This window comes from Arthrobacter sp. zg-Y844, assembly GCF_024385465.1.
Taxonomy (GTDB): Bacteria; Actinomycetota; Actinomycetes; order Actinomycetales; family Micrococcaceae; genus Arthrobacter_B.
Genome location: NZ_JANFLS010000004.1, coordinates 345,224 through 370,457, shown reverse-complemented (window position 1 = coordinate 370,457; position 25,234 = coordinate 345,224). Strand labels below are relative to the sequence as shown.

Annotated in this window: 23 protein-coding genes and 1 riboswitch; of the genes, 9 read left to right on the top strand and 14 right to left on the bottom strand. The window is 68.3% G+C overall.

What is annotated here, in order from left to right:
- Position 1: 1 nt before the first annotated feature.
- Positions 2 to 1,417 carry a short-chain fatty acid transporter gene (locus NNX35_RS14085; RefSeq protein ID WP_255868165.1) on the top strand — a complete coding sequence of 472 codons (1,416 nt, stop codon included), beginning with the start codon at positions 2 to 4 and terminating at the stop codon, positions 1,415 to 1,417.
- A gap of 72 nt (positions 1,418 to 1,489) precedes the next feature.
- Positions 1,490 to 2,074, top strand: a complete 585-nt coding sequence (locus tag NNX35_RS14080) for a TetR/AcrR family transcriptional regulator (RefSeq protein WP_255767129.1) — start codon at positions 1,490 to 1,492, stop codon at positions 2,072 to 2,074.
- Positions 2,075 to 2,139: 65 nt separating this feature from the next.
- Here the strand turns inward: NNX35_RS14080 and NNX35_RS14075 are convergent, their stop codons facing one another.
- The 3 genes from NNX35_RS14075 to NNX35_RS14065 form a co-directional block, all read right to left on the bottom strand.
- Positions 2,140 to 3,045 (bottom strand): GNAT family N-acetyltransferase, encoded by a 906-nt coding sequence (locus tag NNX35_RS14075; RefSeq protein ID WP_255868089.1) that lies wholly within the window; start codon positions 3,043 to 3,045, stop codon positions 2,140 to 2,142.
- A complete protein-coding gene (locus tag NNX35_RS14070; RefSeq protein ID WP_255767127.1) occupies positions 3,045 to 4,433 on the bottom strand; it encodes a glycine--tRNA ligase in 1,389 nt (462 codons plus the stop codon). The genes NNX35_RS14075 and NNX35_RS14070 overlap by 1 nt, the downstream gene beginning before the upstream one ends.
- Positions 4,434 to 4,623: 190 nt before the next feature.
- A complete protein-coding gene (locus NNX35_RS14065; protein WP_255868164.1) occupies positions 4,624 to 5,619 on the bottom strand; it encodes a DMT family transporter in 996 nt (331 codons plus the stop codon).
- A 98-nt stretch (positions 5,620 to 5,717) separates the two neighbouring features.
- On the opposite strand from NNX35_RS14065, the gene NNX35_RS14060 reads away from it, so the two are divergent.
- Complete coding sequence (locus tag NNX35_RS14060; RefSeq protein ID WP_229953222.1) at positions 5,718 to 5,948, top strand: RNA-binding S4 domain-containing protein; 231 nt, start codon at positions 5,718 to 5,720, stop codon at positions 5,946 to 5,948.
- Here the strand turns inward: NNX35_RS14060 and NNX35_RS14055 are convergent.
- Positions 5,945 to 6,607 carry an alpha/beta hydrolase gene (locus tag NNX35_RS14055; protein ID WP_255868088.1) on the bottom strand — a complete coding sequence of 221 codons (663 nt, stop codon included), beginning with the start codon at positions 6,605 to 6,607 and terminating at the stop codon, positions 5,945 to 5,947. The two genes, NNX35_RS14060 and NNX35_RS14055, sit on opposite strands and share 4 nt — an antisense overlap.
- Before the next feature lie 88 nt (positions 6,608 to 6,695).
- On the opposite strand from NNX35_RS14055, the gene NNX35_RS14050 reads away from it, so the two are divergent.
- Positions 6,696 to 7,538: an SGNH/GDSL hydrolase family protein gene (locus tag NNX35_RS14050; RefSeq protein WP_370647089.1), complete on the top strand. Its 843-nt coding sequence runs from the start codon at positions 6,696 to 6,698 to the stop codon at positions 7,536 to 7,538.
- Positions 7,539 to 7,547: 9 nt separating this feature from the next.
- Here NNX35_RS14050 and NNX35_RS14045 read toward each other — a convergent pair whose 3' ends face one another.
- On the bottom strand, positions 7,548 to 7,988 hold the full coding sequence (locus NNX35_RS14045) for an SRPBCC domain-containing protein (RefSeq protein WP_255868087.1): 441 nt from the start codon (positions 7,986 to 7,988) through the stop codon (positions 7,548 to 7,550).
- Positions 7,989 to 8,104: 116 nt separating this feature from the next.
- Here NNX35_RS14045 and NNX35_RS14040 point away from each other — a divergent pair, with 116 nt between their 5' ends.
- A complete protein-coding gene (locus NNX35_RS14040; protein WP_255868086.1) occupies positions 8,105 to 8,884 on the top strand; it encodes a VOC family protein in 780 nt (259 codons plus the stop codon).
- A 5-nt stretch (positions 8,885 to 8,889) separates the two neighbouring features.
- Here NNX35_RS14040 and NNX35_RS14035 read toward each other — a convergent pair whose 3' ends face one another.
- Both NNX35_RS14035 and NNX35_RS14030 read right to left on the bottom strand, forming a co-directional pair.
- The gene (locus NNX35_RS14035) at positions 8,890 to 9,999 is read right to left on the bottom strand and encodes a homoserine O-acetyltransferase (RefSeq protein ID WP_255868162.1); all 1,110 of its coding nucleotides are present in this window, start codon (positions 9,997 to 9,999) and stop codon (positions 8,890 to 8,892) included.
- A 38-nt stretch (positions 10,000 to 10,037) separates the two neighbouring features.
- Positions 10,038 to 11,354, bottom strand: a complete 1,317-nt coding sequence (locus NNX35_RS14030) for a bifunctional o-acetylhomoserine/o-acetylserine sulfhydrylase (RefSeq protein WP_255868085.1) — start codon at positions 11,352 to 11,354, stop codon at positions 10,038 to 10,040.
- 77 nt (positions 11,355 to 11,431) lie between these two features.
- Positions 11,432 to 11,548, bottom strand: a riboswitch (SAM riboswitch).
- A gap of 160 nt (positions 11,549 to 11,708) precedes the next feature.
- On the opposite strand from NNX35_RS14030, the gene NNX35_RS14025 reads away from it, so the two are divergent.
- Entirely contained in the window at positions 11,709 to 12,359 is a 651-nt protein-coding gene (locus NNX35_RS14025) for a VOC family protein (RefSeq protein ID WP_229953226.1), read from the top strand.
- 439 nt (positions 12,360 to 12,798) lie between these two features.
- Positions 12,799 to 13,743, top strand: a complete 945-nt coding sequence (locus NNX35_RS14020; protein ID WP_255868084.1) for a hypothetical protein — start codon at positions 12,799 to 12,801, stop codon at positions 13,741 to 13,743.
- Between the two features lie 155 nt (positions 13,744 to 13,898).
- Here NNX35_RS14020 and NNX35_RS14015 read toward each other — a convergent pair whose 3' ends face one another.
- The 7 genes from NNX35_RS14015 to NNX35_RS13985 all read right to left on the bottom strand — a co-directional run bounded on the left by NNX35_RS14015 (position 13,899) and on the right by NNX35_RS13985 (position 23,054).
- Positions 13,899 to 15,707 (bottom strand): glycoside hydrolase family 2 protein, encoded by a 1,809-nt coding sequence (locus NNX35_RS14015; protein WP_255868161.1) that lies wholly within the window; start codon positions 15,705 to 15,707, stop codon positions 13,899 to 13,901.
- A gap of 47 nt (positions 15,708 to 15,754) precedes the next feature.
- Positions 15,755 to 16,543, bottom strand: coding sequence for a CPBP family intramembrane glutamic endopeptidase (locus tag NNX35_RS14010; RefSeq protein WP_255767120.1), 789 nt, complete (start codon positions 16,541 to 16,543; stop codon positions 15,755 to 15,757).
- 87 nt (positions 16,544 to 16,630) lie between these two features.
- Complete coding sequence (gene hutI, locus NNX35_RS14005) at positions 16,631 to 17,854, bottom strand: imidazolonepropionase (protein ID WP_255767119.1); 1,224 nt, start codon at positions 17,852 to 17,854, stop codon at positions 16,631 to 16,633.
- Positions 17,851 to 19,287 (bottom strand): formimidoylglutamate deiminase, encoded by a 1,437-nt coding sequence (locus NNX35_RS14000; RefSeq protein WP_255767118.1) that lies wholly within the window; start codon positions 19,285 to 19,287, stop codon positions 17,851 to 17,853. Before NNX35_RS14000 ends, hutI begins: the two co-directional genes overlap by 4 nt.
- Positions 19,284 to 20,489, bottom strand: a complete 1,206-nt coding sequence (locus tag NNX35_RS13995) for an allantoate amidohydrolase (RefSeq protein ID WP_255767117.1) — start codon at positions 20,487 to 20,489, stop codon at positions 19,284 to 19,286. The genes NNX35_RS14000 and NNX35_RS13995 overlap by 4 nt, the downstream gene beginning before the upstream one ends.
- Before the next feature lie 21 nt (positions 20,490 to 20,510).
- Positions 20,511 to 22,196, bottom strand: a complete 1,686-nt coding sequence (gene hutU / locus NNX35_RS13990) for a urocanate hydratase (RefSeq protein ID WP_255767116.1) — start codon at positions 22,194 to 22,196, stop codon at positions 20,511 to 20,513.
- 24 nt (positions 22,197 to 22,220) lie between these two features.
- Positions 22,221 to 23,054: an IclR family transcriptional regulator gene (locus tag NNX35_RS13985; RefSeq protein WP_255767115.1), complete on the bottom strand. Its 834-nt coding sequence runs from the start codon at positions 23,052 to 23,054 to the stop codon at positions 22,221 to 22,223.
- 123 nt (positions 23,055 to 23,177) lie between these two features.
- On the opposite strand from NNX35_RS13985, the gene hutH reads away from it, so the two are divergent.
- Positions 23,178 to 24,755: a histidine ammonia-lyase gene (gene hutH / locus NNX35_RS13980; RefSeq protein ID WP_255868083.1), complete on the top strand. Its 1,578-nt coding sequence runs from the start codon at positions 23,178 to 23,180 to the stop codon at positions 24,753 to 24,755.
- 100 nt (positions 24,756 to 24,855) lie between these two features.
- Entirely contained in the window at positions 24,856 to 25,155 is a 300-nt protein-coding gene (locus NNX35_RS13975) for an acylphosphatase (RefSeq protein ID WP_255868082.1), read from the top strand.
- Positions 25,156 to 25,234: the final 79 nt, after the last annotated feature.

Here is a 25,234-nt window from a genome sequence, read left to right as displayed (position 1 = left end):
GCTGGCCCGGGTAGCCCAGGTGATGGCCCGCTGGACGGAGAAATGGTTCCCGGATGCTTATGTCTTCGCCCTCGGCGGCGTGGTCCTTGTTGCCTTGGCGGCCCTGCTGAACGGTTCCTCGCCGCAGGCCGTGGTGGACTCCTTCGGCAACGGATTCTGGGACCTCACGGCCTTTACCCTGCAGATGGCCATGGTGGTGCTCACCGGCTACACCGTGGCCACGTCCCCGCCGGTGGCGCGGCTGATCGCCCGGCTGGCGCTGGTTCCGCAGACCGCGGCAACCGCCGTCAGCTTTGTGGCTTTCCTGTCCATGTCCGTGTCCTTCCTGAACTGGGGGCTCAGCCTGGTCTTCGGCGGGCTGCTGGCACGGGCGATTGCCCGCCGGCGCGACCTCCAGGTGGACTACCGCGCCCTGGGAGCAGCGGCGTTTATGGGGCTGGGCGCCGTGTGGGCGCTGGGGCTCTCTTCCTCAGCCGCCCAGCTGCAGGCGACGGCGGCCTCCCTGCCGCCGGCACTGCTGGAGGTCACCGGGGTGCTGGACTTCGGCAAGACCATCTTCACGTGGCAGTCCCTGCTGACCTGCGCCATCCTCATCGCGCTGACCACCCTCATTGCCCATTTCTCCGCTCCGCGCGGGGCTGCCATCCGCACGGCGCAGGACCTCGGCGTGGACCTGGACGATTCCCCGGAACCGGCGGCCAAGCGCGAGCGTCCCGGCGAGTGGCTCGAGTACAGCCGTATCCTGCCGGTGCTGCTGGGCCTGCTCACCGTGGGCTGGCTGGTATCGCAGTTCGTGACCAAGCCCTTCCTGACAGTGATCTCAAGCCTGAACGGCTACCTGCTGGTCTTCCTGGTCCTGGGCCTGGTGCTGCACGGCACCCCGCGCAACTTCCTCCAGGCGGTGACCAAGGCCGTTCCGGCAACCGCCGGCATCCTGGTGCAGTTCCCCCTGTATGCGGCCATGGCGGCCATCCTGACCAAGGCGGAGGGATCGGGCGGCATGACCGTCTCCGCGCATCTGGCCGAGTTCTTCACGAGCATCGGTTCCGGCGGCGGCTTTGCCGTGGTGATTGCGGTCTATACCGTCATCCTCGGCGTCTTTGTTCCATCCGGCGGCGGGAAGTGGCTGGTGGAGGCACCCTACGTGATGCAGTCCGCCACCGACGTCGAAATGAACCTGGGCTGGACCGTGCAGATCTACAACGTAGCCGAGGCCCTGCCGAACCTGGTGAACCCCTTCTTTATGCTCCCGCTGCTGGCGGTCTTGAAGCTGCGGGCCCGGGACCTGGTGGGATTCACTTTCCTGCAGTTCACCATCCACCTCCCGGTGGTGCTGCTGCTGGTCTGGCTGCTGGGCATGACCTTCAGCTTCGAACCTCCCGTGATCCCTCCGGAGGCACCCGCACCGGCACCGTAGTCCGGCGCGGGCCCGGCGGCATCTAAGATCGAAGGGACAGTATTTCCCTTCCGCCTAAGGACCCATTACCGCATGCCCCGCGAATCCGGCACCAAGCGCGCCATCCTCGACGCCGCATTGGACCTGGCCGCCGCCAACGGCATCTCCGGAACCACCATGGACGACGTGGCCGAACGGGCCGGGGTGGCCAAGGGCAGCCTCTATTACAACTTCTCCTCCAAGGACAAGCTCTTCGAGAAGCTCCTGCTGGAGGGTGTGGGTGCCCTGACCGAGTGCCTCCGGAACGCGCGCAGCGGCCTGGCCGGTTGGCAGGCCATCGAGTCGATGGTCCGCGCCCTGCTGGAGCTGCTGTCCGAAAACCGCGCCCTGGCCAAACTCATGGCTGCGGAGATCCTGCGCACAGACCGGACCTGGCAGCACTCCCTGCACCTGCTGCGGCAGGAGGCGCTGGCCGAGTTCGTGGAGCCCATCCGTCAGACCGGCGGGCCCGCCGGCCTGCCCGACGGCGGATCGGACCGGCTGACCCTGATTGCCGGCAGCGTCTTTGGCGCCACTTTGATGGGTGCATTGGACTGGCTGGTGTTCGATCCGGAACGTTCCGTGGATGATGTGGCCGCAGCCGTGCTTTATGCGTTGTCCGGGCGGCTGCAGTCCTGACCCCTGACACCAAAGAGGCGGCCCCCGCATGGTGCGGGGGCCGCCTCTTTTCGTTCCAGGACAGGCTAGTCGCTGAGGATCAGCGTTTCGCTGCCGACCTGCCGGGCCACGCCCGCCTTGATCAGCGGTTCCAGGGCCCGGACAACTGCGGTCATGGACTCGTCCACTTCCAGCTGCACCGGGTACTGGTACGCGAGCATCGCCACCAGGGACTCGACTGCGGCCTGCGCCTCGTCGAGGTCCAGGGTGGTGTCATACCCCACCAGCACATCGGCGGGTTCGTCCGTGCGTTCCTGCGTGTAGCTCACGGCGAAGGCGGCGATCTTCCCGCCGTCCTTCTTCGGCTTGTCCCGCAGCACCACGGCGCCGGAAGCACCGGTGGCGTCGTTGAGCAGCATCTGCTGGGCCTTGCCGAGGGTCATGTCGGCGCGGTCCCAGTCATGCACGGCGTTGTAGAACTGCGTGACTGCCTGGGTGAGCTCCACCGAACCGGTGGCCGCTTCGTCCAGCTGGGGTCCGTCGTCGGTGAACACCGGCAGCTTCAGCTTGCCGGGTTCCACCAGCACCACGCAGGACCGCTGGATCGGGGCGAGCCCGGCTGCTTCGGCGAACCCGGCGGCCGGGGTGCCCGGCTCCACCTTGGCGCGGAGCCGGGTCACGCCCGACGGCGCCGACTCGGCTTCCTTGCGCAGCATGCCCAGCAGGGTGGTGCCCAGGCCGATGCGCCGGTTTTCCCGGGCTACCTCCACGTAGGCCCACAGCCGGTCCGGGTGCAGGCTCGTCTCGTAGACAACGCCGGCTGCTACCGGAATGCCGTCGTCTTCGGCCACGATGCAGCGGCTCCACGGCTCATTGGAGGACGGACGCAGCACGGCACGGAACTGCCCGGCCTGCGCACTCTCCGGGTCGCCCCAGAGCTGGTTGAGCTTGAGATCGTCGTCTTCCCGCCATTCGCGGAACGAAATAGCCATTACGCGCCGATCAGCCGTTCGGCCAGGTAGCCCTCGACCTTGTCCAGGCTCACGCGCTCCTGCGCCATGGTGTCGCGTTCGCGGACCGTCACGGCCTGGTCTTCGAGGGTGTCGAAGTCCACGGTGATGCAGAACGGGGTGCCGATTTCGTCCTGGCGGCGGTAGCGGCGGCCAATGGCGCCGGCGTCGTCGAAGTCGATGTTCCAGTTGCGGCGCAGCTGCGCGGCGAGGTCCTTCGCCTTGGGCGAAAGGTCTTCGTTGCGGCTCAGCGGCAGCACGGCGGCCTTGACCGGTGCCAGGCGCGGATCCAGCTTCAGGACGGTGCGCTTGTCGACGCCGCCCTTCGCGTTGGGTGCCTCGTCCTCGGTGTAGGAGTCCACGAGGAACGCCATGAAGGAACGGGTCAGGCCGGCGGCGGGCTCGATCACGTACGGGGTGAAGCGTTCGTTCGTGGCCTGGTTGAAGTAGCTCAGGTCCGTGCCGGAGTGCTTGGAGTGCGTGCCGAGGTCGAAGTCGGTGCGGTTGGCGATGCCCTCGAGCTCGCCCCACTCGGAGCCGGCGAAACCGAAGCGGTATTCGACGTCGGTGGTGCCCTTGGAGTAGTGGCTGAGCTTCTCCAGCGGGTGCTCAAAGAGGCGCAGGTTCTCCGGGTTGATGCCCAGTTCGGTGTACCAGTTGAACCGGTTTTCGATCCAGTACTTATGCCATTCCTCGTCCGTGCCCGGCTCGACGAAGAACTCCATTTCCATCTGCTCGAACTCGCGGGTGCGGAAAATGAAGTTGCCCGGCGTGATTTCGTTGCGGAAGCTCTTGCCGATCTGGCCGATGCCGAACGGCGGCTTCTTGCGCGAAGTGGTCAGCACGTTGTTAAAGTTCACGAAGATGCCCTGCGCGGTTTCGGGGCGCAGGTAATGCATGCCTTCTTCATTGGCCACGGGGCCGAGGAAGGTCTTGAGCAGGCCGGAGAATTCCTGCGGTTCGGTCCACTGGCCCTTGGTGCCGCAGTTGGCGCAGGCAATGTCGGCCAGGCCGTTTTCGGGGGCGTGGCCCTTCTTTTCCTCGTAGGCCTCTTCGAGGTGGTCGGCCCGGTAGCGCTTGTGGCAGCTCAGGCACTCCACCAGCGGATCCGAGAACACCTCAACGTGCCCGGAAGCTTCCCAGACCTGGCGCGGAAGGATGACGGCGGAATCCAGCCCGACGACGTCGTCGCGGCCGCGGACCATGTGCTGCCACCACTGCTTCTTGATGTTTTCCTTGAGTTCGACACCCAGGGGGCCGTAATCCCAGGCGGACCGGGACCCGCCGTAAATCTCTCCCGACTGGAAGACGAACCCCCGGCGCTTGGCCAGGGAGATGATGGGATCCAGCTTGGATTTGGTCGAAGCCATGGAATGGTACCGCCGTTCTTTTCGTGTCGAGGGGGCCGCTGGGTGCGGTCCTCTTCTGGTGTCCCTTGGGCATCCGCACCACCGCGAAACGGGTGCACGGTTCTGAGCCGCCGGGCAAAGCTACAACTACCAGCTTAAGGCGGCGACACCCCGCTTACCTACCGGCCCGCGCGAGCGGCGTTTTCCGCGCTCAGCGCGGGGTGGACTGCGTCCGGGGCCGGCCGGTACGACGACGGCGGAACGGACCGCCGCCGGGCATGTTCCACGGCAGCGTGGCCAGCACGATGGCGAGCAGCGTCAGCAGCGTGCCGAGCACCGTTGCCGCCACTACTACCGAGCCCGGCGCGGGGAAGACAATGTCCAGGAGCAGCGAGCCGATCAGCTGTCCGCCGATGAGCCCGAGACTGGTCAGCAGGACTCCCAGGCTGCGCACCAGCAGGGCACCGACACCGATGAAGATGCAGCCCAGCGGCCCGCCCAGGTACAGCCACCACTCGCCGGGCAGCGGATTGCCCGGTCCCGAAACCGCCACCTTGATCCCCCACATCGCGCCCAGCAGGACGGTGCCGGAAATGAAGTTCACCAGCGTGGCGGTGATGGGGGTGCCGTAATGCATGCCCGTGGTGCCGTTCATGGCCTGCTGGAAACTCATCAGCATGCCGGCGGTCAGGGGCAGCAGCACCGGCAGGAGCCATTCGGACGGCTCTCCCCCGGCCCCCAGCTTCGGGCTGACCGCCCAGGCCACGGCGGCAATCGTCAGCACCGCGCCCACTACGCGCATCACGGTCAGCGCCTTCTTGCCGGCCGGTCCAATACCGAGCCGGTCCACCACCAGCCCGGTGAGGGTCTGCCCCGCGACGGCGGCGACGGTGAACACTGCCACGCCCAGCACGGCCACCGTCAGGGTCTGGGAGAGCACGAAGTAGCCGCCGATCATGCCGGCCAGCACGTAGTAGCGGGGAAACCGCCGCTCCCGCAGCGAGGGAATCAGCTGCCCGACGCCGGCCCGGCCGCGGGGCAGGGCCAGGCTGATGCCGATCATAACGACCAGCCCGACCAGGAAGCTGACCAGGGCGGCGGCCAGGCCGTCGTCGAGCCGTTCCCCCAGGGCGCCGTTGACGCGGGCCTGGGACGGGATGGCAACCCCGGCAAGGAGGGACAGGGGCAGACCGATCAGCGGGGACATCCGCACAGCAGCATTTGGCACCCGACTACCCTACAACTGTCAAACGGCTCGGACCGGCCGGCGGAAGCAGCGGCGGGAAAGTCGGGCAGAATGGAGGCATGAGTTCTTCCGATGCCCAAGACCTTCCCATCCGCGACGAAATGATCCGCCTGGGCCAGCTGCTCAAGCTCGCCAACCTGGCCGAGGACGGCATCCAGGCCAAACAGCTGATCGAAGACGGAATGGTCAAGGTCAACGGCGACATAGAAGAGCGCCGCGGCCGCCAGCTGCACGCCGGCGACCTCGTCTCCGTCAACGGCGAAACGGTGCGGATTACCCGCGAGGGCTAGTTCGCCCGGGTGCCCGCACGCAGCACCGTATGCACCAGGAACTCCTTCACGTGGCCCAGCTCCTGCATGTTGATGCCGTGGCCCATGTTCGAATAGAGGATCTTGGTCAGCGCGGTGTGGGCATTGAGCCAGGCATGCGTGTATTCGATCCGCGGCGCGTCGATGACCGGGTCAGCCTGGTCGCGGCCCCAGAAGAACTGCAGGCCGCCCGGCTGCAGTTCGTCGTCGTGGAAGAACGGGTTGTCCTGCGAAGGGACCACAAAACCGGAGAGTCCGACGACGGCGGCAAAGTCCTGCGGCCGGTGCCGCATGAGGGTGGTGGCCACGGCCATCCCCATCGAAAAGCCCAGGAGGCTCACGCTGGTGTGATTGTCCCGAACGATGTCGAGCCACGCGGCCACGTCCGCTACCGAGTCCACCACTGCGTCCACTGAGTAATCGGCGTCGCTCATCAGCGGGAACCAGGTGTAGCCCGGCCCGGAGGGCTGCGGCGCCCGGACCGAGGCGATGGTGAAGTCCGAGGGCAGGTAATCGGCCAGCCCCATCAGGTCCTCTTCATTGGCCAGGTATCCGTGGAACAGCACCAGCAGCGGGGTGCCGGCCCGTTCAGCTTCGGGTTTGGACCAGAGGACAACAGGATTCCACGCGGATTTCGTCATGCTTTTATTCTGGCATGCCGGTATTTACAACCTACGGTCGCGTAGCCAAGGGTCGGTTTGCAAGTATTGACCGGTGAGTACAAATTCCTTGCCCGAAGCCGTTTCCGCCCCCGAATCCCGGCAGGAGCAGCAGCCGCTGCACCTGTGGTCCCGGTTCGTGGCCATGGGCGATTCCTTCACCGAGGGTATCGGCGATCCCAATCCGGACAGTCCGGGCGGCAACCGCGGCTGGGCGGACCGGGTGGCGGAGGAACTGGCTCTGGGCCAGCCCGACTTTTCCTACGCGAACCTCGCCATCCGGGGACGGCTGCTGAACCAGATCATTGACGAGCAGCTGGAGCCGGCCCTCGCCCTGAAGCCGGACCTGGTCACCATCTGCGCAGGCGGCAACGACGTGATCCGTCCCGGCGGCGATCCGGACCGGCTCGCCGAACGCATGGACGGTGCCGTGGCCCGGCTGCGCGGATCAGGCGCCGGAGTGGTCCTGTTCACCGGCCCGGATCTCGGGAGTACCCCTGTGCTGGGCAGTGTCCGGGGCCGGGCGGCGGTCTACAACGAAAACCTGCGGACCGTAGCCAAGCGGCACGGCGCCGTCATTGCCGACATGTGGGCGCTGCGCGAGTTGAATGATCCGCAGATGTGGGCTCCGGACCGCCTGCATTTCTCCCCGCTGGGACACCACACCATTGCCGCGATGGTGCTGGATACCCTGCAGGTGCCGCATTCGCTGCAGCCCCTGGAGACCAAGCCGCTGCCGGCAAAGAACTGGCGGACGGCCCGCTCCGAGGACATGGTCTGGGCCCGTGAATTCCTGTTCCCGTGGGTGGTCCGCAGGGTGCGGCACCAGTCCTCGGGAGACGGGATCTCCGCCAAGCGTCCCGAGGCCGGCCCGATGTTCGGGCAGCGGATGCCGCAGGGATCAGCTGACTAGACCTGTTTTTCAGGAACCACCCGCCTGCTGCGCCTGGTCGGTTTTTTCGGCCTGCTCAATGAGGTTCGCCAGGTGGAAGGCCCAGCCTTCCCGGTGGGCTGCGGAGAGTTCGGCGCCCACACCGGCGTCGAGCGCCGCAAAGCCGCTCTCGGTCACCGCTACCGCCGTGGCATCTATTTCGTCGGTCAGTTCGAAACTGACCACCGTATGGGCACCCCATTCGGGTGCGGTCCAGCGGAAGGAAAGCAGCCGGCCGGGGGCGACGGCCAGGACCGTACCGGTGGCGGTGTGCTCCACTCCGTCCTCGCTCCACCGTTCCTTCAGGGGCGCTCCCGGATGCGCGGCGAAGTCCATGTCCGGCCACCAGGACGCCCGGTTATCAACGAGCACGTGCCAGAGAACCTCCGGGGTGCACTGCGCCCGGCCGGAAAGCGAGATCCGATCTGCCATGGGGAATGTTCTCCCACGAATTGCCGCGGCGGGCAAGGGGTAGGCCCCTGTTGTCCGCCGAACGGGGTTGGTATAACTGCGGATATCCCCTGCCGTTCCTCCGGAAAGGGCCCGCCATGCCTGCCGCACCCGAACGTTTCCCTGCCGGTTCCCCCTGCTGGGCGGATCTGGCCTCCTCCGATCCTGCCCGGGCCCGGGAGTTCTACGCCGGGCTGCTCGGCTGGGACGCCGTGGACCTGGGCAGGGAATCCGGTCATTACCTCCACTTCCGGCACAACGGAGACGTGGTGGCCGGCATGATGCAGAAACCGCCGGAGAACACGTTCCCGGATTTCTGGACCGTGTACCTTGCCTCCGACAACGCCAGCGCCACAGCCGGTTCCGCTGCCGCCGCCGGAGGACAGGTGATGCTGGACCCGGCGCGTGCCCTGGACCAGGGCACGGCGGCGGTGCTCGGCGACCCCACCGGAGCGGCCATCGGTGTCTGGCAGCCGGACACCCATCGGGGATTCGCGCGGATCGATGAGACCCGGGCACCGGTCTGGTACGAGCTCATGACCAATGACTATCCGGCGGCCCTGGCGTTTTACCGGAACGTGTTCGGCTGGGAAACAGAGGTCCTCTCAGACACGGACGAGTTCCGCTACACCACGCTGCAGAGCAACGGCCGCCCGGTGGCCGGGGTGATGGATGCCGCCGCTGAACTGCCGGAGGACATCCCCTCACACTGGGAGATCTACTTCGGCCATGCCGATATCGACGCCGCGGCCGAGCAGGCGGAGCAGCTGGGCGGATCGGTGCTGAGTGTGCCCGAGGATTCCGACTTCGGCCGGATGGTCCAGCTGGCCGACCCCACCGGAGCAGCGTTTTGGCTGATGGAGGCCCCGGACGCCTAAGCGTCCTAGCCAAACACTTCCCGCTTCAAGGCGCCGGAAATCTCCCGGACGCTTGTCAGGAACCCGTCATGCCCGATGGGCGCCCGAATGAGATGGACCTGCGTTCCCCGGGGCAGGGCCGCTGCCAGGTCCGCCGACTGCTGGGGAAAGTAGAGCCGGTCCGATTCCACCGCGGCAATGAAGAAGTCCGCCGTCGTGCCTGCGAGCGCCGCGCGCAGGGTTCCCCGGCCCCGGGCGACGTCGTGGCTGACCAGGGCTTCGGTGAGCACCAGGTAGCTGTTGGCATCGAACCGGTCGGCCAGTTTTCGGGCCTGGTGGTCCAGGTAGCTCTCCACGGAGTACCGGCCCCTTCCGGCCGGGGAGGCGGCACCGAAGGGGTCCTCGGAAGCCTGGGAACTGCGCCCGAACCGGTATTCCAGTTCCGGTTCGGACCGGTAGGTAATGTGCGCAATGCGGCGGGCCAGGCCGAGGCCGGCCAGCGGAGGAATGCCGTTGTAATAGTCCCCGCCGTTGAAATCCGGATCCAGCCGGATAGCGGCCAGCTGCGCCTGGGCAAACGCGATCTGCTCGGCCGTGCTGGCTGCGGTGGCTGCGATTACCCCGCAGTGCAGCACCCGGTCCGGTTCGGTCACCGCCCATTCCAGCGCCCGAGCTCCCCCGAGCGAGCCGCCCAGCACGGCATGCCACCGGGCAATGCCGAGCCGGTCCGCCAGCCGGGCCTCCGCCCGGACCGAATCCCGGATGGTGACGAACGGAAACCGTGAGCCCCAGGCCAATCCGTCCGGGTCCGTCGAGGCAGGCCCGGTGGAGCCGTAGCACCCGCCCAGCATGTTAACCGAGACCACGAAGTACCGGTTAGTGTCCACGGTCCGGCCCGGGCCCACAAGCTCGTCCCACCAGCCCGGTTCGGTGCTGCTCCCGCGGGCTACGTGGGTGCTGCCGGTCAGCGCATGCGGAATCAGCACGGCGTTGCCGGCGTCCGGGTCCAGCTGCCCCCACGTCTCGTAGGCCAGGACGACGTCGGGCAGGTACCCGCCGGTTTCCAGCTCCAGTCCGCCGATGGAGGCGTACTGCAGCACCCCATCGGCGGGGTGCTGCAGCGGGGGCACCGTCAGCGGCTCGTGCCGGGGTGCCGGGTGCCGGGACACAGTCGCTATGCTCCCTTGGCGGCCCGGAACCCCGCGTCAAGGTCCGCGAGGATGTCGTCGATGTGCTCGATGCCCACCGAGAGCCGGACCAGCCCCGGGCTGACCCCTGCGGCCAGCTGCGCTTCGGCCCCCAGTTGGCTGTGGGTCGTCGACGCCGGGTGGATCACCAGGGAACGGACGTCTCCAACATTGGCCACGTGCGAGTGCAGCTCCAGTCCGTCCACAAAGCGCTTGCCGGCGTCGACGCCGCCCTCGATCTCGAAGGAGACAATGGCGCCGGTGCCGCGCGGCCCGTATCTGCGGCCGCGCGCAAACCACGGGCTGGACTCCAGGCCCGCATACGCAACCGACACGACGTCGTCGTGGCCTTCGAGCCAGTTCGCTACGGCGACGGCGTTGGATACGTGCCGCTCCACCCGCAGGCTCAGCGTTTCCAGTCCCTGGGCAATCAGGAACGCGTTGAACGGCGACACCGCGGACCCGAGGTCCCGCAGCAGCTGCACCCTCGCCTTCAGGATGAAGGCCAGGTTCGCTCCGAGGGCCCCGTTGACGCCCAGGTCCCGGGCGTAGACGAGCCCGTTGTAGCTTTCGTCCGGGGTGTTGAACCCGGGGAACTTCTCCGGGTCCGCGGCGAAGTCAAAGTTGCCCGAATCGACGATGACGCCGGCAATGGCCGTCCCATGCCCGCCGAGGTACTTCGTGGCCGAGTGGACCACAATGTCGGCTCCCCATTCGATCGGACGGATGAGGTACGGCGTCGACAGCGTGTTGTCCACGATCAGCGGCACGCCCGCCTCATGGGCCACGGCGCTGATGCCTTCCAGGTCCAGGACATCCTGCCGGGGGTTGGAGACCACCTCGCCGAAGAAGGCCTTGGTATTGGGCCGGACGGCATCGCGCCAGTGGTCCAGGTTGTCCGGGTCCTGCACGAAGGTGGTTTCAATGCCGAACCGCTTCAGGGTGTGCTTGAGCAGGTTGTAGGTGCCGCCGTAGAGGCTGGGGCTGGCGACCACATGGTCACCGGCCTGCGCCAGGTTCAGCAGCGCGAAGGTTTCGGCCGCCTGCCCGGACGCGAGCAGCAGGGCGCCGACGCCGCCCTCAAGGGAAGCGATCCGGTTTTCCACCGCTTCCTGGGTGGGGTTGCCGATCCGGGTGTAGATCGGTTCCAGTTCGGCCAGGGCAAACCGGTTCGCGGCGGCCTCTGCACTCGGAAAAACGAAGGATGTCGTCTGGTAGATCGGCAGGGCTCGGGCACCGGTGACGGCGTCCGGCTCCTGGCCTACATGGATCTGGCGGGTTTCAAATGACCAATCTGCACTCATGATGCTCCCTCAAACCAGGGGCCGCACAACGCCGCCGGGGTGCATCCGGGTACGCCGGATGTCCGGTGGGGTCGTGGGACCCGCGCTTGCCGGACGCCCGTTTGGCGTACGGCCAGGTCTTCACCCGGGGCACCCCACCGCGGTTGGAGGGTTGCCGGCCAGCAAGCCGGGGCTATCTGCTGGCACTCATGACCTGCACCCATGGAAACCGATATGCCGCCGTCGCGCAACCTCTATGACGCACCGTGAAATATCGGCGCTTTTTCGCCGTAATTCCGAGCTGCGGCCGGGAACATTCCGCACTTAGGCTTCCCTTGGTCGAGACGCGTATCACAACGTGCCACAATGGGCCGCATGCGCTTGGACCATGTTTCTTATGCCTGTGAATCCGACGGTCTTTTGGCCACCACCGAGAGGATTGCTGCTGCTCTCGGCGCCGATTACGTGAAGGGTGGCGTCCACCCCCGATTCGGTACCCGCAATATGATCCTGCCCCTGGCCAACAACCAGTACGTCGAGGTGGTGGAGGTCCTGAACCACCCGGCGTCGGACAAGGCTCCGTTCGGCCAGGCCGTGCGCCAGCGCTCCGAATGCGGCGGCGGATGGATGGGCTGGTGTGTTGCCGTTGACGATCTCTCCCCCTTCGAGGAACGCCTCGGCCGGGCCTCCGTGCCGGGCAACCGCAAGTTCCCCGACGGCCAGGAGCTGACCTGGCGGCAGATCGGCATCAACGGATTGATTGCCGATCCGCAGGTTCCCTATCTGCTCCGCTGGGACGACGGCACCGACGAACTGCACCCCTCCAACGCCATTCCCGGGATGCCCGGTTCGGTGAAGCTGAAGTCCCTGACCATTGCCGGGTCCGCTGCACGCGTCACCGACTGGCTGGGCCATCCCGTGGAGAAGCCGCTGGAGAACGTGGATGTCACGTGGATTGCTCCGGCGGGTACACCGGGCATCATGTCCGTCACCTTCGACACGGCGAACGGTCCTGTCGAGATCTAGCACTGGGTTTCTGCTGCCGGTTCGGGGTTTTCCTGCCGGATCGGGTTTTTCCTGCCGGATCCCCGCAGCCTGTCCGGCGTGTCCGGATCCCTGCGGTCTGTCCCCGCAGCCTGTCCGGATCCCTGCGGTCTGTCCGGATCCCTGCGGTCTGTCCGGATCCCTGCGGTCTGTCCCCGCAGCCTGTCCGGATCCCTGCGGATTGTCCCCGCACCGTGTCCGGATCCCTGCGGCATGTCCGGATCCCCGCGGCCTGTCCCCGCAGCCTGTCCGGATCCCTGCGGTCTGTCCGGATCCCCGCACCGCGCGGCGCAGGAATTGTCACAAACCGCAGGGATCGCGACAAACCGCAGGGCTTCTCCAGCCCGAGGTACCAGAGGGTTTTCCACAAACGGGGCGCCTGCCCTCGCGGGTCCGCTGCTGCATGTCCAGCCTTGGGGACATGGATCCTGAACTGATTTTCGCCGCCGACGCCGATGCCTTCGGTGCCGGGCGCCGTTCCCTGGCGCTGCGGTGCCGGGCTGGTGAACTGATCCGCCTACGTGCCGGAGTCTACGTCCGAGCCGATGCGTGGCAGCAGCTGCCCCTCTGGGAACAGAACCGGGTCCGTGTACGGGCGACCGTGGAACAGGTGCCCGGGCATCGTGTCCTCATTCAGCAGTCCGCAGCAGCAATTTGGGGGTTTCCCCTTATCGGGGCGTCGCCGGAAGTACTGCTGCTGGGCTCTTCCACCTCCCACGGTCGGCGCCGCGGGGCCCTCCGGTGGACCGAACGCAGGCTGCTGGAACCCCTGGAAACCTTCGACGGCATGCTGCTCACTTCCAGGGCACAGACCGTGTTGGACATGGCTGCGTATCTCGACTTTGAGCGCGCAGTTCCGGCCATGGACCACGTGCTGCGTCGGGACGCCGCCCGCAATATGCCCGCCGTGAGCAAAGAGCTCCTGTGTGACTTGGCCCGAAAACTGCCTGTCCGGACCAAGCAGGCCAAAGCTCGTCGTGTAATTGACTTCGGCGATTCCCGCTCCGAGTCGGCCGGCGAATCCTATTCCCGCGCCGTCCTGCACCGATTAGGGTTTCCTGCCCCGGAACTCCAGCAGGAGTTCAGCACTCCCGTGGGGCGCTTTCGGTCGGACTTTTACTGGAAGGACCAGATGCTGGTTGGGGAGTTCGACGGTGCAGTGAAATATGGCGCCAACGGCTCTGCTCTTTCACCGTCGTGGGAAACCCTTGCCCGGGAAAAACGGAGGGAAGACGCCATCCGTGCCACCGGCGTCGGGTTTGTCCGCTGGTCTTGGAGCGACATAGGCCGTCCGCCTGAGCATCCTGAGAGCCTTGTGCGCCGCATGATCCACGCCGGACTCCCCCGTATCGGCCGGCTGCACTGATCCTGCTGCCGGTTTGGGATTCTGCTGCCGGTTTGGGAAATCCCTCCGCTGCGCAGTGGCAGGGATTTCCCAAACCGGCAGGCTTTTCCCAAAACGGAGGGAATCCGCCCGGGGCATGCAGCCGGGAGCCTTCCGCCGTGTCATGGACGGACGGGTCAGCCCCCGGCAGCCCGGAGAAGCCCCGCGTTGAGTCCCCGCACCAGCTCGGCGTCGAGCTTCACCACCCGGCGGTCATAGGTCAAAAGCCCGTTGACCTCGTCCTCTACGTCGGTGAGCTGGGTGTAGACCGTGGCGGCAAGCCCCCGGGCCACCGCAGGTTCAATCTGCCGCCGGTGCAGCCGCTCGTAGGCGCGGGCCAGGGCACGCCGGGACCGGAACCGCCGGTAGCCGAACTCCTTGTCGTTGAAGGTGTGCCCGGGGATGCGCAGGCTGTACCCGCCGTATTCGGACAGCACCACTGCACGGCCCCCGGCCAGCCAGCCCTTCCGCAGCCGGAACGGCACAAAGTAGACGTGCACGCTTTTGAGGTCTCCGCCGCCCTGGTCATGCCAGCCGCTGGCATGGTCGATGGTCCGGGTCGGATCCAGGCCCCGCAGCAGTTCGGCGACGGCATTGGCATCGAACTGGCCCCATCCTTCATTGAACGGCACCCACACCACGATCGACGGGCTGTTGCCCAGCAGCTCCACCGTGCCGTGCAGTTCGGCCAGGAACTGTTCCCTGCCCTGCTCGTCGGTCCGCCCGAAGGTGGCGTAGTCGCCGTCGGCCCGGTGCGCCGCACCCACCGCGGGGGCAGTGACCACGGCGTGCTTGTAGGACGTGCCGCCGTTGACCAGGTCCTGCCAGACGAGGATGCCGAGCCGGTCGGCATGGTAGTACCAGCGCAGCGGCTCGATCTTGATGTGCTTGCGCAGCATGTTGAAGCCCAGGTCCTTCGCCGCACGGATGTCGGAGGCCAGGGCCTCGTCCGACGGCGCGGTATACAGCCCGTCCGGCCAGTACCCCTGGTCCAGCAGGCCCGCGTGGAAATACGGCCGCCCGTTCAGCAGCAGCCGCAGGTGCCCGGCGTCGTCGGGCCCCGTGCCGACGGTCCGCAGCGCCGTGTAGCTGCGCACGCGGTCGGTTTCCTTCCCATCGGTGAGCAGCCGCACGGCGACGTCGTACAGGAACGGGTCCTCCGGGGTCCAGAGGTGCGGATCCGGAATCGGGATCCGCACCGGGTTTCCGGGAACGACGACGGCGGCCGCCACCTGCTGCCCGCCCGCGGATACGGTGACTTCCGCCTGCAGGCCAGTGCTGTCCGGGGCGGACCGAACGTCGTCGACCAGCACCGTGGCGGTCACCGAGTCCAGGTCCGGCACGAGGACCAGGCGGGAGATGCTCGCCTGCGGCACCGCTTCCAGCCAGACCGTCTGCCAGATCCCGGACTGCGCCGTGTACCAGATGCCGCCTCGGTCCAGGGTCTGCTTGCCGCGGCTGGCGGAACCGGTGTTACTCAGGTCCCGGACCCGGACCACGATTTCGTGCTCGGCCCCGGGGGAACCGCCGTCCGGACCCGCAGCCAGCGCGTCGGTGATGTCCAGGGAGAACGGCAGGTAGCCGCCGTCATGCCCGCCCACGGGAATGCCGTTGACCGTGACCCGGCAGCTGGAGTCCACGGCGCCGAAGTGCAGCAGTACCCGCTCCCCCGCAAAGCCCTCCGGCAGGGTTACGGTCCGCCGGTACCAGAGCAGCTGCTGCGGCTGGAGGTGCCGGTTCACTCCGGAGAGCGGCGCCTCGGGTGAGAACGGCACCAGGATGTCCCCGTCCCAGTCCCCGTCCCGTGGCGGCTGCTCCCGGCGGGCGCCGGTGATGGCGTACTGCCAGTAGCCGTTGAGATTGAGGTAGCTGTCGCGGGCCAGCTGGGGTCGGGGGTATTCCGGCAGGACGGATTCGGGGTCCAGGGCTGCACCCCAGCGGGTCATCAGTGTCACCGGGCCATCCTATGTGCCGGCCGAGTCGCGGTGCCCGCCTAGTCGCCGATCCCGATGGCCGAACCGAACAATGCGAACCCGACAAACCCGGCAATGTCCACCAGCGCATGCGCAATCACCAGCGGCATCACCCGCCGCGTCCTGGTGTAGACGTAGCCGAAGAGCAGGCCCATCAGGAAGTTCCCGATGCCTGGGCCGATCCCCTGGTAGAGGTGGTAGCTGGCCCGGATCAGGGCGCTGGTGAGGATGATCGCCGGCGTCCCCCAGCCCAGTTGCCGCAGCCGCAGGAACAGATAGCCCACCACAATGACTTCCTCGAGCACGGCATGCCGCATGGCAGAGAGGATCAGCACCGGCAGCGTCCACCAGTAGGTGTCCAGGGCTGCCGGAACAATTGCGGTGGTGATGCCCAGTGCCCGTCCGGCTGCGTAAACGCCAAGCGTCCCGATACCGATGACCGCTGCCAGGGCCACCCCCAACGCGAAGTCCCGAAGCGGCCGGGCAAACGTGAACCCGATCCGGCGGAACGCGGATTTCCCGGGTTCGGTCAGCAGGAACAGGACCAGCGCCACGGGCAGCAGGGAGAAGAAGATCCCCAGCAGCTGGTACACCAGGTCGAAGTACGGCCGATCATCAAGGACCGGATTCAACGTGGTGGTCTGGTCGCCCAACGGTGCCTGGGTGGCTTTCTCAATGAGTTCGACGACGGCATAGACCCCGGACCTGCCGAGCGAAAGCCCCAGCACAATCAGGATTTCGAACACCAGCATCCGGCGGGCCCGCGGATCCAGGGATTCGGCGGGGGCGGAGGGGAAGGCAGCGCGCATGGACACCATTGTGCCGGACACATCGGCATGCAGGAGGCGGGCTTACCGACTCTCGTATCGAACCTGGACCATGCCCCGCGGCCCCGCTCAGCGGCGCACCGGCACCCCGGCTCGAAACACCATGCCGGTCAGCGGCATGCCGGGCCGATACGCCAGATGGGCAGCTGAGGGCGCGTTGAGCAGCTGCAGGTCGGCACGGTGTCCGACGGCGAGCGAGCCGACAGCCCGGGCACCGTCCCGGTCGGACCCGGTGTGCACCCGCAGTGCCAGGGCGCCGCCGTAAGTGGCGGCCCGGACGGCTTCCTGCACGGTCAGTCCCATCTGGAGCACGGCGGTGGCCACGCAGAAAGCCATGGAGCTGGTGAAGGACGTTCCCGGGTTGCAGTTGGAAGCCAATGCCACCTGCACCCCGGCGTCCAACAGTTTCCGTGCCGGAGCCAGGGGTGCCCGGGTGGACAGGTCGCAGGCGGGCAGGCACGTTGCGACGGTTCCGGGAACGCCGGTACCCGGGTCCCACCCGGACCATGTGTCCGCGAGCGCGGCGACGTCGTCGTCGGGCAGGTGGTTCACGTGGTCGACGCTGGCCGCCCCGAACTCCGCGGCGAGCCGCACCCCGGCCCCCGGGCCGAGCTGGTTTCCATGCACCCGCAGCCCCAGGCCCGCATCCCGGGCCGCCTGCAGCACCCGGCGGGACTGCTCCTCGGTGAAGGCTCCCTTTTCGCAGAAGACGTCCGCCCACTGGACGTACGGGCGCACCGCAGCGAGCATGTCGGTGCAGACCAGCTCCGTGTACTCGTCGGCGTCGGCTCCGTCCGGGACGAGGTGCGCGCCCAGGAACGTGACGGCGTCCGCCACCGTGGAGGCGATCCGGGCATGCCGGCGTTCCTCCTCCACGCTCAGCCCGTAGCCGGTCTTGGTTTCCAGGTACGTGGTGCCGCCCGCCGCGGCTTCGGCGGCCCGGGCCAGGAGCATCCGGGTCAGGTCATAGTCCGACGCCGCCCGGGTGGCTTCCGTAGTGACGGCGATCCCGCCGGCTGCGTAGGCCTGCCCCGCCATCCGTGCCTCGAACTCCCCGCTGCGGTCCCCGGCAAACACCAGATGGGTGTGCGAGTCCACCCAGCCGGGCAGTCCGGCCCGTCCCCCGGCGTCGATGACCTCGTCTGCCGCCGGTGCGTTCCCCGCCGGGCCGATCCAGCTGATCCGTTCCCCCTCGAACACCACGGCCGCGTCCCGCAGCACGGGGGTGTCCGCGGTGTCGTCCTGGGTGGAGAGTTCGCCGATGTTCGTGACCAGTGTTGAAGCGGAGCTCATGGGCGCCGGGTTCCTTCCAAGCGGGTTTTGTCCATCGGAGCGGCCGCAGAGTCGACGGCGGCAATGGCCTCCCGCAACAGGGCGGCCGGGTTTCCCAGCGAAGTGTGCGAACCGTTCCGGGCGCGCAGCCGGCCGCCGACGACGACGGCGGTCACGTCCGCAGCGGTGGCGGAGAAGGCCAGCTGGTCGGGCCGTGACCCGGTGGTGCGCAGGCTGTGCGGGTCCACGGCCATGAGGTCGCAGGCCTTCCCCGGTTCCAGCCCGGGGGCTGTGCGTGCCTGAGCGGCGGTCCCGGCGTCGGACGCGGCGGCGTGCAGTTCCGCCGGGGTAAACGCCCCGCGCCTTCCGGTCCGCAGCCGCTCTCCGTATTCCAGCGCCCGCATTTCCAGCCACGGATCGACGACGGCGTGCTGGTCGCTGCCCAGCGCCAGGGCAACTCCGGCGTTCCGCAGAGCTCCCGCCGGGCCAAGTCCGTCAGCGAGGTCCGCTTCCGTGGTGGGGCAGAACACCGCAGTGGCCCCGGCCTCTCCCAGCAGGGCGATGTCGGCGTCCGTCAGGTGCGTGGCGTGGACGGCCGAGAGCCGGGGGCCGAGCAGCCCGTGCCGGTGCAGCAGCCCGGTGGGGGTCAGCCCGGTGGCGGCCAGGCAGCCGGCGTTTTCCTGCGGCTGTTCGGACAGGTGGATGTGCAGCGGAATCCCGGCCGGGAGCCGCTCCGCGATACGGGCCAGCGCAGCTTCCGGTACGGCGCGGACCGAGTGCAGGGCGGCCCCGACACTCACCTGCTCCGGATCGAACCGCTCCCCGGCCGCGGCCTGCAGCGACGCGAAACGCTCCAGCCAGGCATCGGCGTCGGCGTCCCCGAACCGCCGCTGCCGGGCGTCCAGCGGCGTCCCGGACCCGCCGGGCCCGAAACCGCCGGAAAGATAGCAGGTGTCCAGCAGGGTCAGCCGGATGCCGGCGGCAACTGCGGCCCGGGCCAGGGCCAGTTCCATTCCGTGCCCGGGATAGGCGGACCCGTCCGGGGCATGGTGTACATAGTGGAATTCGGCCACGCTGGTGTATCCCGAGACCACCATCTCCGCGAACACCGCCGTCGCCAGCTGCTCGTAGAGTTCCGGCGTGAGGGTGCCCGCGGCCGAGTACATCTGCTCCCGCCAGCTCCAGAAGTCCCCGGCGGTGTGGGTGCGTCCTCGCAGCATCCGGTGGAAGGCGTGCGAGTGGGCGTTGGCGGCTGCCGGGAAGACGACGCCGGACAGCACCAGGTCCCCGGGTTCGGCTTCCGTCCCGGGCACGGCCGCCGTAACGATACCGGCGGAGTCGACCGTCAGCCGGATGCCTTCCCGGATACTGCCCTCGTACCACCCCGCCTCACACCAGACGGCAGCACCCTCGATCGAAGGACCGGCGGCAGTGGGGCCCGCCGCACCGCTCACAGCAGCGCCTCCAGCGCGTCGGCAAGCGCCACGGCTCCGGCGTCGGCGTCGTCGGCTTCCACGTGTTCCTCCGGGGAGTGCGAGATCCCGGTGGGGTTGCGGACAAACAGCATTCCGGAGGGCACGTGTCCGGCGAGGATGCCGGCGTCGTGCCCCGCCCCCGTGGCCAGCACCGGGGCTCCCGGAAGAGCCAGTTCCAGGCTGCGGCCCAGTGCGGCGTCGAAGCTGACTGCGCCGGTCCAGGATTCCGGTGTCAGGGAGACGGTGCAGCCTTCGAACGCGGCGATTTTCTGCGCCTTGCCGTGGATGCTTTCCACGAGGGCCAGCGCGGTGGCGTCGTCGGGGTGCCGGGCATCGAGCCAGAGGTCCACCCGGGAGGCGATGACATTGGTGCCGCCGGGCACCGGCGCGATCCGGCCCACCGTGGCCCGGGCGCCGTCGACGGCTTCGGCGGCCTTCTGCACGGCGAGGATGATCTGGGCGGCGGCAACCATGGGATCGGCGCGGTCCGCCATGGCCGTGGTGCCGGCATGGTTCCCCTGCCCGGAAACGCTGATCCGCCAGCGGCCGTGGCCCAGCACGGATCCGCCTACGGCCACCGCCGGTCCGTCCTCGCCGAGCCCGCGGCCCTGCTCCACATGCAGTTCCACGAAGTCCCCGATCCGGGCCAGCGCCTCGTCGTCGCGTCCCAGCCGCGCGGGGTCGAGTCCGTTGGCCCGGGCGGCGTCCGCAAAGGTGGTGCCGTCCGCATCGCGCAGGTTCCGGGCCTTGTCAGCATCGATTTCGCCGGTCAGCAGCCGCGAACCCAGGCAGGCCACGCCGAAGCGGGACCCTTCCTCTTCCGGGAAGACGGTGATGGCCAGGGAGCGGTTGCGGCTGATTCCCCGCTCACGCAGCAGGTCCACGGCGGCGAGCGCGGAGGCCACCCCCAGCGGCCCGTCGAAAGCTCCGCCGCCCGGCACGGAGTCCAGGTGGCTGCCGGTCACGAGTGCCCCGCGTTCGGGTTGCCCCCACCAGGCCCAGAGGATGCCGTTGCGGTCCGTTTCCACGTCCAGTCCGCGACTTCGGGCTTCCGCCTGGAACCACTCGCGCAGCGTCAGCTCCGGCGTGGAGAACACCGGGCGCGAGTAGCCGCCGCGCCGGGAATCCCGTCCGACGTCGGCAATGGAAGCGAGCAGGCCGGTAACAGTGTCAGTGTCCATGGTTTTCTCCAGGCGGGGTGCTTATTCGTTCATGGGGATGCGTACTCCGCGTTCGGCGGCGACGTCCGCGGCCCGGGAGTAGCCGGCGTCCGCGTGCCGCATCACGCCGGTGCCCGGATCATTGGTCAGAAGGGTTTCCAGTTTACGGGCGGCCAGCTCGGTTCCGTCCGCCACGCCCACCTGGCCGGCGTGGATGGACCGGCCGATGCCCACGCCGCCGCCGTGGTGCAGGGACACCCAGGTGGCTCCGGAAGCGGTGTTCAGCAGGGCGTTGAGCAGCGGCCAGTCCGCAATGGCATCCGACCCGTCCGCCATGGCCTCGGTCTCCCGGTAGGGAGAGGCCACCGACCCCGAATCCAGGTGGTCCCGGCCGATCACAATGGGCGCACTCACCTTGCCTTCGGCGACGAGCCGGTTGAACAGGAGCCCGGCCTTGGCCCGGTCGCCGTAGCCCAGCCAGCAGATGCGCGCGGGCAGGCCTTCGAACTCGACGTGTTGGGCCGCGGCGTCGATCCAGCGGTGCAGGCGGAAGTTCTCGGGGAACAGCTCCTTGATGGCTGCATCGGTCACCGCGATGTCCTGCGGATCGCCGGAGAGCGCCACCCAGCGGAAGGGCCCCATTCCCTCGCAGAAAAGCGGACGGATGTACGCGGGGACAAAGCCGGGGAAGTCGAAGGCCCGCGCATAGCCGCCCTGGCGTGCCTCGTCCCGGATGGAATTGCCGTAGTCGAAGACTTCGGCGCCCGCGTCCTGGAACCCGACCATGGCGGCAACCTGCCGGGCCATGGACTCGCGGGCCTGCTTGGTGAAGCCTTCCGGGTCCGCGGCGGCTTCGGCCTGCCAGCGGTCCACGGGGATGCCGGCGGGCAGATAGCTCAGCGGGTCGTGGGCGGAGGTCTGGTCGGTAACAATGTCGATGGTGACCTCCCCGGCCAGCTGCCGGCGCAGCAGTTCCTCGAACACTTCCGCGGCGTTGCCCACCAGCCCCACGGACAGGGCACGTCTTTCGTTCCGTGCAGCCATGACGCGGGCGACGGCGGTGTCCAGGTCCGGTGCCACCTCGTCCAGGTAGCGCTTCCCGACGCGTCGGCGCAGGCGGGCCTCGTCAACGTCGACAATCAGGACCGCTCCGCCGTTCAGCGTGACAGCCAGCGGCTGCGCGCCGCCCATTCCGCCGCAGCCGCCGGTCAGGGTCAGGGTGCCGGCCAGAGTGGCGTTTTCGTCGCCGAAGAGCTTACGGGCCACGGCTCCGAAGGTTTCAAAAGTGCCCTGCAGGATGCCCTGGGTGCCGATGTAGATCCACGAACCGGCCGTCATCTGGCCGTACATCAGCAGGCCCTCCGCTTCCAGCCGGCGGAACTCGGGCCAGGTGGCCCAGTCCCCCACCAGGTTGGAGTTGGCGATCAGGACACGCGGCGCCCATTCGTGGGTGCGGAAAACCCCCACTGGTTTGCCCGACTGCACCAGCAGTGTTTCATCGTCGGCCAGCGTGGAGAGGGTCCGGATGATGGCGTCGTAGGCCTCCCAGCTGCGGGCGGCCCGTCCGGTGCCGCCGTAGACCACCAGGTCCTCGGGCCGTTCGGCTACTTCCGGATCCAGGTTGTTCATCAGCATCCGCAGCGGCGCCTCGGTCTGCCAGCTGTGCGCGGTGAGGGTGGTGCCGCGGGGCGCCCGGATGCGGCGGGACGGGTCAGAGGTGGAAGACATAGCCAGACCGTAGCCCCGGGCGGTTCAGGGGTCATCCACCCCGCTGCGGACGTCTGGGATGCCAGACACATTGGGAGCAGGCTGCGGCCGGGCGCCGAGCCGGCGGGAAAGCTCTGCGGCGCACCGCAGCAGATCGGGCAGGACCTGGTCTGCCAGCGCCTGGATGCCCGGTGGCGGGGCCAGGTTGGGCGCGGTCAGGGTCAGGACGGCGACCGCGTGCCCGGAGCGGTCCGGTACGGGCACGGCAATGGAAGAGAATCCCTCGGTGACTTCATTCTCTTCCCAGGCATAGCCGCGCCGTCGGACCTCTTCAAGCAGGCCCGGCAGGCCGGCGCCGCTGCTGCGGGAGGACCGTACCGTCCCCGGATCCGGATAGAGCGCCCGCAGCTGGGCACCGGTCATCCCGGCCAGCAGGACCCGGCCGCTGGCAGTCCGGTGTGCCGGAAGCCGGATGCCGGCGTCGGTTACCAGCGGCTGCTGGCGCGGAGCCCGTTCCTCGATCACGTAAATCACGTCCGTTCCCTGCAGCACTGCCAGATGCGCGGTGAAGCGGGTCTGCGCCACCAGCCGGCGCAGCGGGAACCGGGCAATCCGCTGCAGCGGAGCCTGCCGGGCATAGCCGGTGCCCATTTCGTGTGCCGTAGCACCGAGGGCATACCGGCGTTCTTCCGGCAGGTGCACGGCAAAACCATCGCTTACCAGCGCCGCGAGCAGGTGGTAGGTGGTGGAGCGCGGCAAGGAAAGGTCCCGCGCGACCGCGGACGCACTGACCGGACCGGCCTGCTGGCCCAGATAGCGCAGGATGGCCAGGACCTGGGCTGCGGCCGGGACCTGGACACGGGTATAGGCGGCTGGCATGTCCAGAGTCTAGGCCAGTGTCTGGGATCCCAGAAGCCGAATCCGTCCGGGTCCCTCTCCGCACCGGGTTGAAAGGGCAAGATGGATAGCAACCGGGGCCCTCCAAGCGCAGAAGGAACAAGCATGCAGCTACGCAACAACAACGTGGACGCCGCCGTCGAGCTGGGGGTTGGTCCGCTCTCCGGCGAGGATATCCTCGCCGTCGCCCGGCACGGGGTGCGGGTGGCGCTGGCTCCCGAGGCCCTGGCTGCCATGGCCTCCTCGCGCGGGGTCATCGAGGCCCTGGCCGCAGACGACAAGCCGCACTACGGCGTCTCCACCGGATTCGGTGCCCTGGCGGTCAAGCAGATCCCGCCGGAGCAGCGCATCCAGCTGCAGCGCTCGCTGATCCGCAGCCACGCGGCGTCGTCGGGCTCCGAAGTGGACCGGGAAGTGGTGCGTGCCCTGATGCTCAACCGCCTGGCCACGCTGGCCACGGGCCGGACCGGAGTGCGTCCCGCCGTCGCGCTGGCCTACGCGGGGATACTCAACGCGGGCATCACCCCTGTGGTCGGCGAGTACGGCTCCCTGGGCTGCTCCGGAGACCTCGCTCCCCTCTCCCACTGTGCCCTGGCGCTGATGGGTGAAGGGGAAGTGCGCGACGCCGGCGGGCAGCTGGTGCCCGCCTCGGCAGCGCTCGCCGCGGCCGGGTTGGAACCGGTGGAGCTGCAGGAGAAGGAGGGACTGGCGCTCATTAACGGCACGGACGGGATGCTGGGGATGCTGACCCTGGCCATTGCGGACCTGCACCGGCTGCTGGCCACGGCGGATCTCGCCGCGGCCATGAGCGTGGAAGGCCTGCTCGGCAGCGACAGTGTGTTTGCCGCCGACCTCCAGGCGCTGCGGCCCCAGGCCGGGCAAAGCGAGTCGGCGGAGAACATCCGCTCGGTCCTGTCCGGATCGGCGTTGATCGAGGAGCAGAAGACGGGCGGATTCACCCGGGTGCAGGATGCCTACTCGCTGCGCTGCGCGCCCCAGGTTCATGGCGCCACCCGCTCCACGCTGCTGCATGCCGAAGCCGTGGCCGCAGCCGAGCGGGCCTCAGCCATCGACAACCCGGTGGTGACGCTGGACGGACGGTTGGAGTCCAACGGCAACTTCCACGGTGCGCCGGTGGCCTATGTGCTGGATTTCCTGGCCATCGCCGTCGCGGACGTTGCCTCCATGAGCGAGCGGCGCACCGACCGGTTCCTGGACCGGTCCCGCAGCCACGGCCTCAATGCCTTCCTCGCCCACGACCCCGGTGTGGACTCCGGGCACATGATCGCGCAGTACACGCAGGCCGGAATTGTCTCGGAGCTCAAGCGACTGGCGGTGCCGGCATCGGTGGATTCCATCCCGTCCTCCGCCATGCAGGAGGACCATGTCTCGATGGGCTGGGCGGCGGGCCTGAAGCTGCGCCGGGCGCTGGACGGACTGACCCGGGTACTGGCCATTGAGCTGTTGACCTCGGCGCGGGGGCTGGACATGCGCGACGGCGGCACGGCCACTTCCCGCAGCGCTCCCGCAGTGACGGCGGCACGGGCCGTGATTCGGAGTGTTGTCCCCGGGCCCGGTCCGGACCGGTACCTCGCCCCGGAAATCGAGGCTCTCAGGGTGCTCGTCGACGGCGGCTCCCTGCTGGCAGCGGTGGAGGCAGAGCTGGGAACCCGCCTGCACTGATTTTCGCTTCGAAGAACCTCCGGCCGCCCTGGGGCGATCCCGCGGCGCTCCCGTGCGGCCACCCCGCGCGACGCTGTGCAGATGCAGCTACGCTGTCCAGATGAACGAGCAAGAGCATCCGGAAGGAACCGCCCGCCGGCTGACGGCCCGGATTACCGGGGAGGTCCAAGGCGTCGGATTCCGGTACCGCACCCTTCGGCAGGCCGTGCGGCTGGGCCTGACCGGCGTGGTCTCCAACGCGGCGGACGGATCCGTCCATGTGGTGGCCGAGGGCAGGGAACCGGCCTTGGACGGACTTCGGGAATTCCTGCGCGGCCCGAAGGCTCCGGGCGTGGTGGTCGGCGTGGAGGAATCCTTTTCCCCGGCCACCGGAGAATTCCGCGAGTTCAGCGCCGAATAGCACCGGGCCGGCAAGACCTGCGGGTTAAAAGGGAAAACGCCGGCAGACTTGGGGCTGGTTGGGGGAAACAACCCTAGTC

What these genes read in the sequence shown, in the direction of transcription:
- NNX35_RS14025 (WP_229953226.1), top strand. Translation starts at nt 11,709, where the DNA reads ATGCGCTTGGACCATGTTTCTTATGCCTGTGAATCCGACGGTCTTTTG.
- NNX35_RS14060 (WP_229953222.1), top strand. Translation starts at nt 5,718, where the DNA reads ATGAGTTCTTCCGATGCCCAAGACCTTCCCATCCGCGACGAAATGATC.
- NNX35_RS14075 (WP_255868089.1), bottom strand. Translation starts at nt 3,045, where the DNA reads ATGGCTATTTCGTTCCGCGAATGGCGGGAAGACGACGATCTCAAGCTC.
- NNX35_RS13975 (WP_255868082.1), top strand. Translation starts at nt 24,856, where the DNA reads ATGAACGAGCAAGAGCATCCGGAAGGAACCGCCCGCCGGCTGACGGCC.
- NNX35_RS14045 (WP_255868087.1), bottom strand. Translation starts at nt 7,988, where the DNA reads ATGGCAGATCGGATCTCGCTTTCCGGCCGGGCGCAGTGCACCCCGGAG.
- hutH (WP_255868083.1), top strand. Translation starts at nt 23,178, where the DNA reads ATGCAGCTACGCAACAACAACGTGGACGCCGCCGTCGAGCTGGGGGTT.
- NNX35_RS14065 (WP_255868164.1), bottom strand. Translation starts at nt 5,619, where the DNA reads ATGTCCCCGCTGATCGGTCTGCCCCTGTCCCTCCTTGCCGGGGTTGCC.
- hutI (WP_255767119.1), bottom strand. Translation starts at nt 17,854, where the DNA reads ATGAGCTCCGCTTCAACACTGGTCACGAACATCGGCGAACTCTCCACC.
- NNX35_RS14030 (WP_255868085.1), bottom strand. Translation starts at nt 11,354, where the DNA reads ATGAGTGCAGATTGGTCATTTGAAACCCGCCAGATCCATGTAGGCCAG.
- NNX35_RS14015 (WP_255868161.1), bottom strand. Translation starts at nt 15,707, where the DNA reads ATGACCCGCTGGGGTGCAGCCCTGGACCCCGAATCCGTCCTGCCGGAA.
- NNX35_RS14080 (WP_255767129.1), top strand. Translation starts at nt 1,490, where the DNA reads ATGCCCCGCGAATCCGGCACCAAGCGCGCCATCCTCGACGCCGCATTG.
- NNX35_RS13985 (WP_255767115.1), bottom strand. Translation starts at nt 23,054, where the DNA reads ATGCCAGCCGCCTATACCCGTGTCCAGGTCCCGGCCGCAGCCCAGGTC.
- NNX35_RS14070 (WP_255767127.1), bottom strand. Translation starts at nt 4,433, where the DNA reads ATGGCTTCGACCAAATCCAAGCTGGATCCCATCATCTCCCTGGCCAAG.
- NNX35_RS14055 (WP_255868088.1), bottom strand. Translation starts at nt 6,607, where the DNA reads ATGACGAAATCCGCGTGGAATCCTGTTGTCCTCTGGTCCAAACCCGAA.
- NNX35_RS14020 (WP_255868084.1), top strand. Translation starts at nt 12,799, where the DNA reads ATGGATCCTGAACTGATTTTCGCCGCCGACGCCGATGCCTTCGGTGCC.
- NNX35_RS13995 (WP_255767117.1), bottom strand. Translation starts at nt 20,489, where the DNA reads ATGGACACTGACACTGTTACCGGCCTGCTCGCTTCCATTGCCGACGTC.
- NNX35_RS14040 (WP_255868086.1), top strand. Translation starts at nt 8,105, where the DNA reads ATGCCTGCCGCACCCGAACGTTTCCCTGCCGGTTCCCCCTGCTGGGCG.
- hutU (WP_255767116.1), bottom strand. Translation starts at nt 22,196, where the DNA reads ATGTCTTCCACCTCTGACCCGTCCCGCCGCATCCGGGCGCCCCGCGGC.
- NNX35_RS14010 (WP_255767120.1), bottom strand. Translation starts at nt 16,543, where the DNA reads ATGCGCGCTGCCTTCCCCTCCGCCCCCGCCGAATCCCTGGATCCGCGG.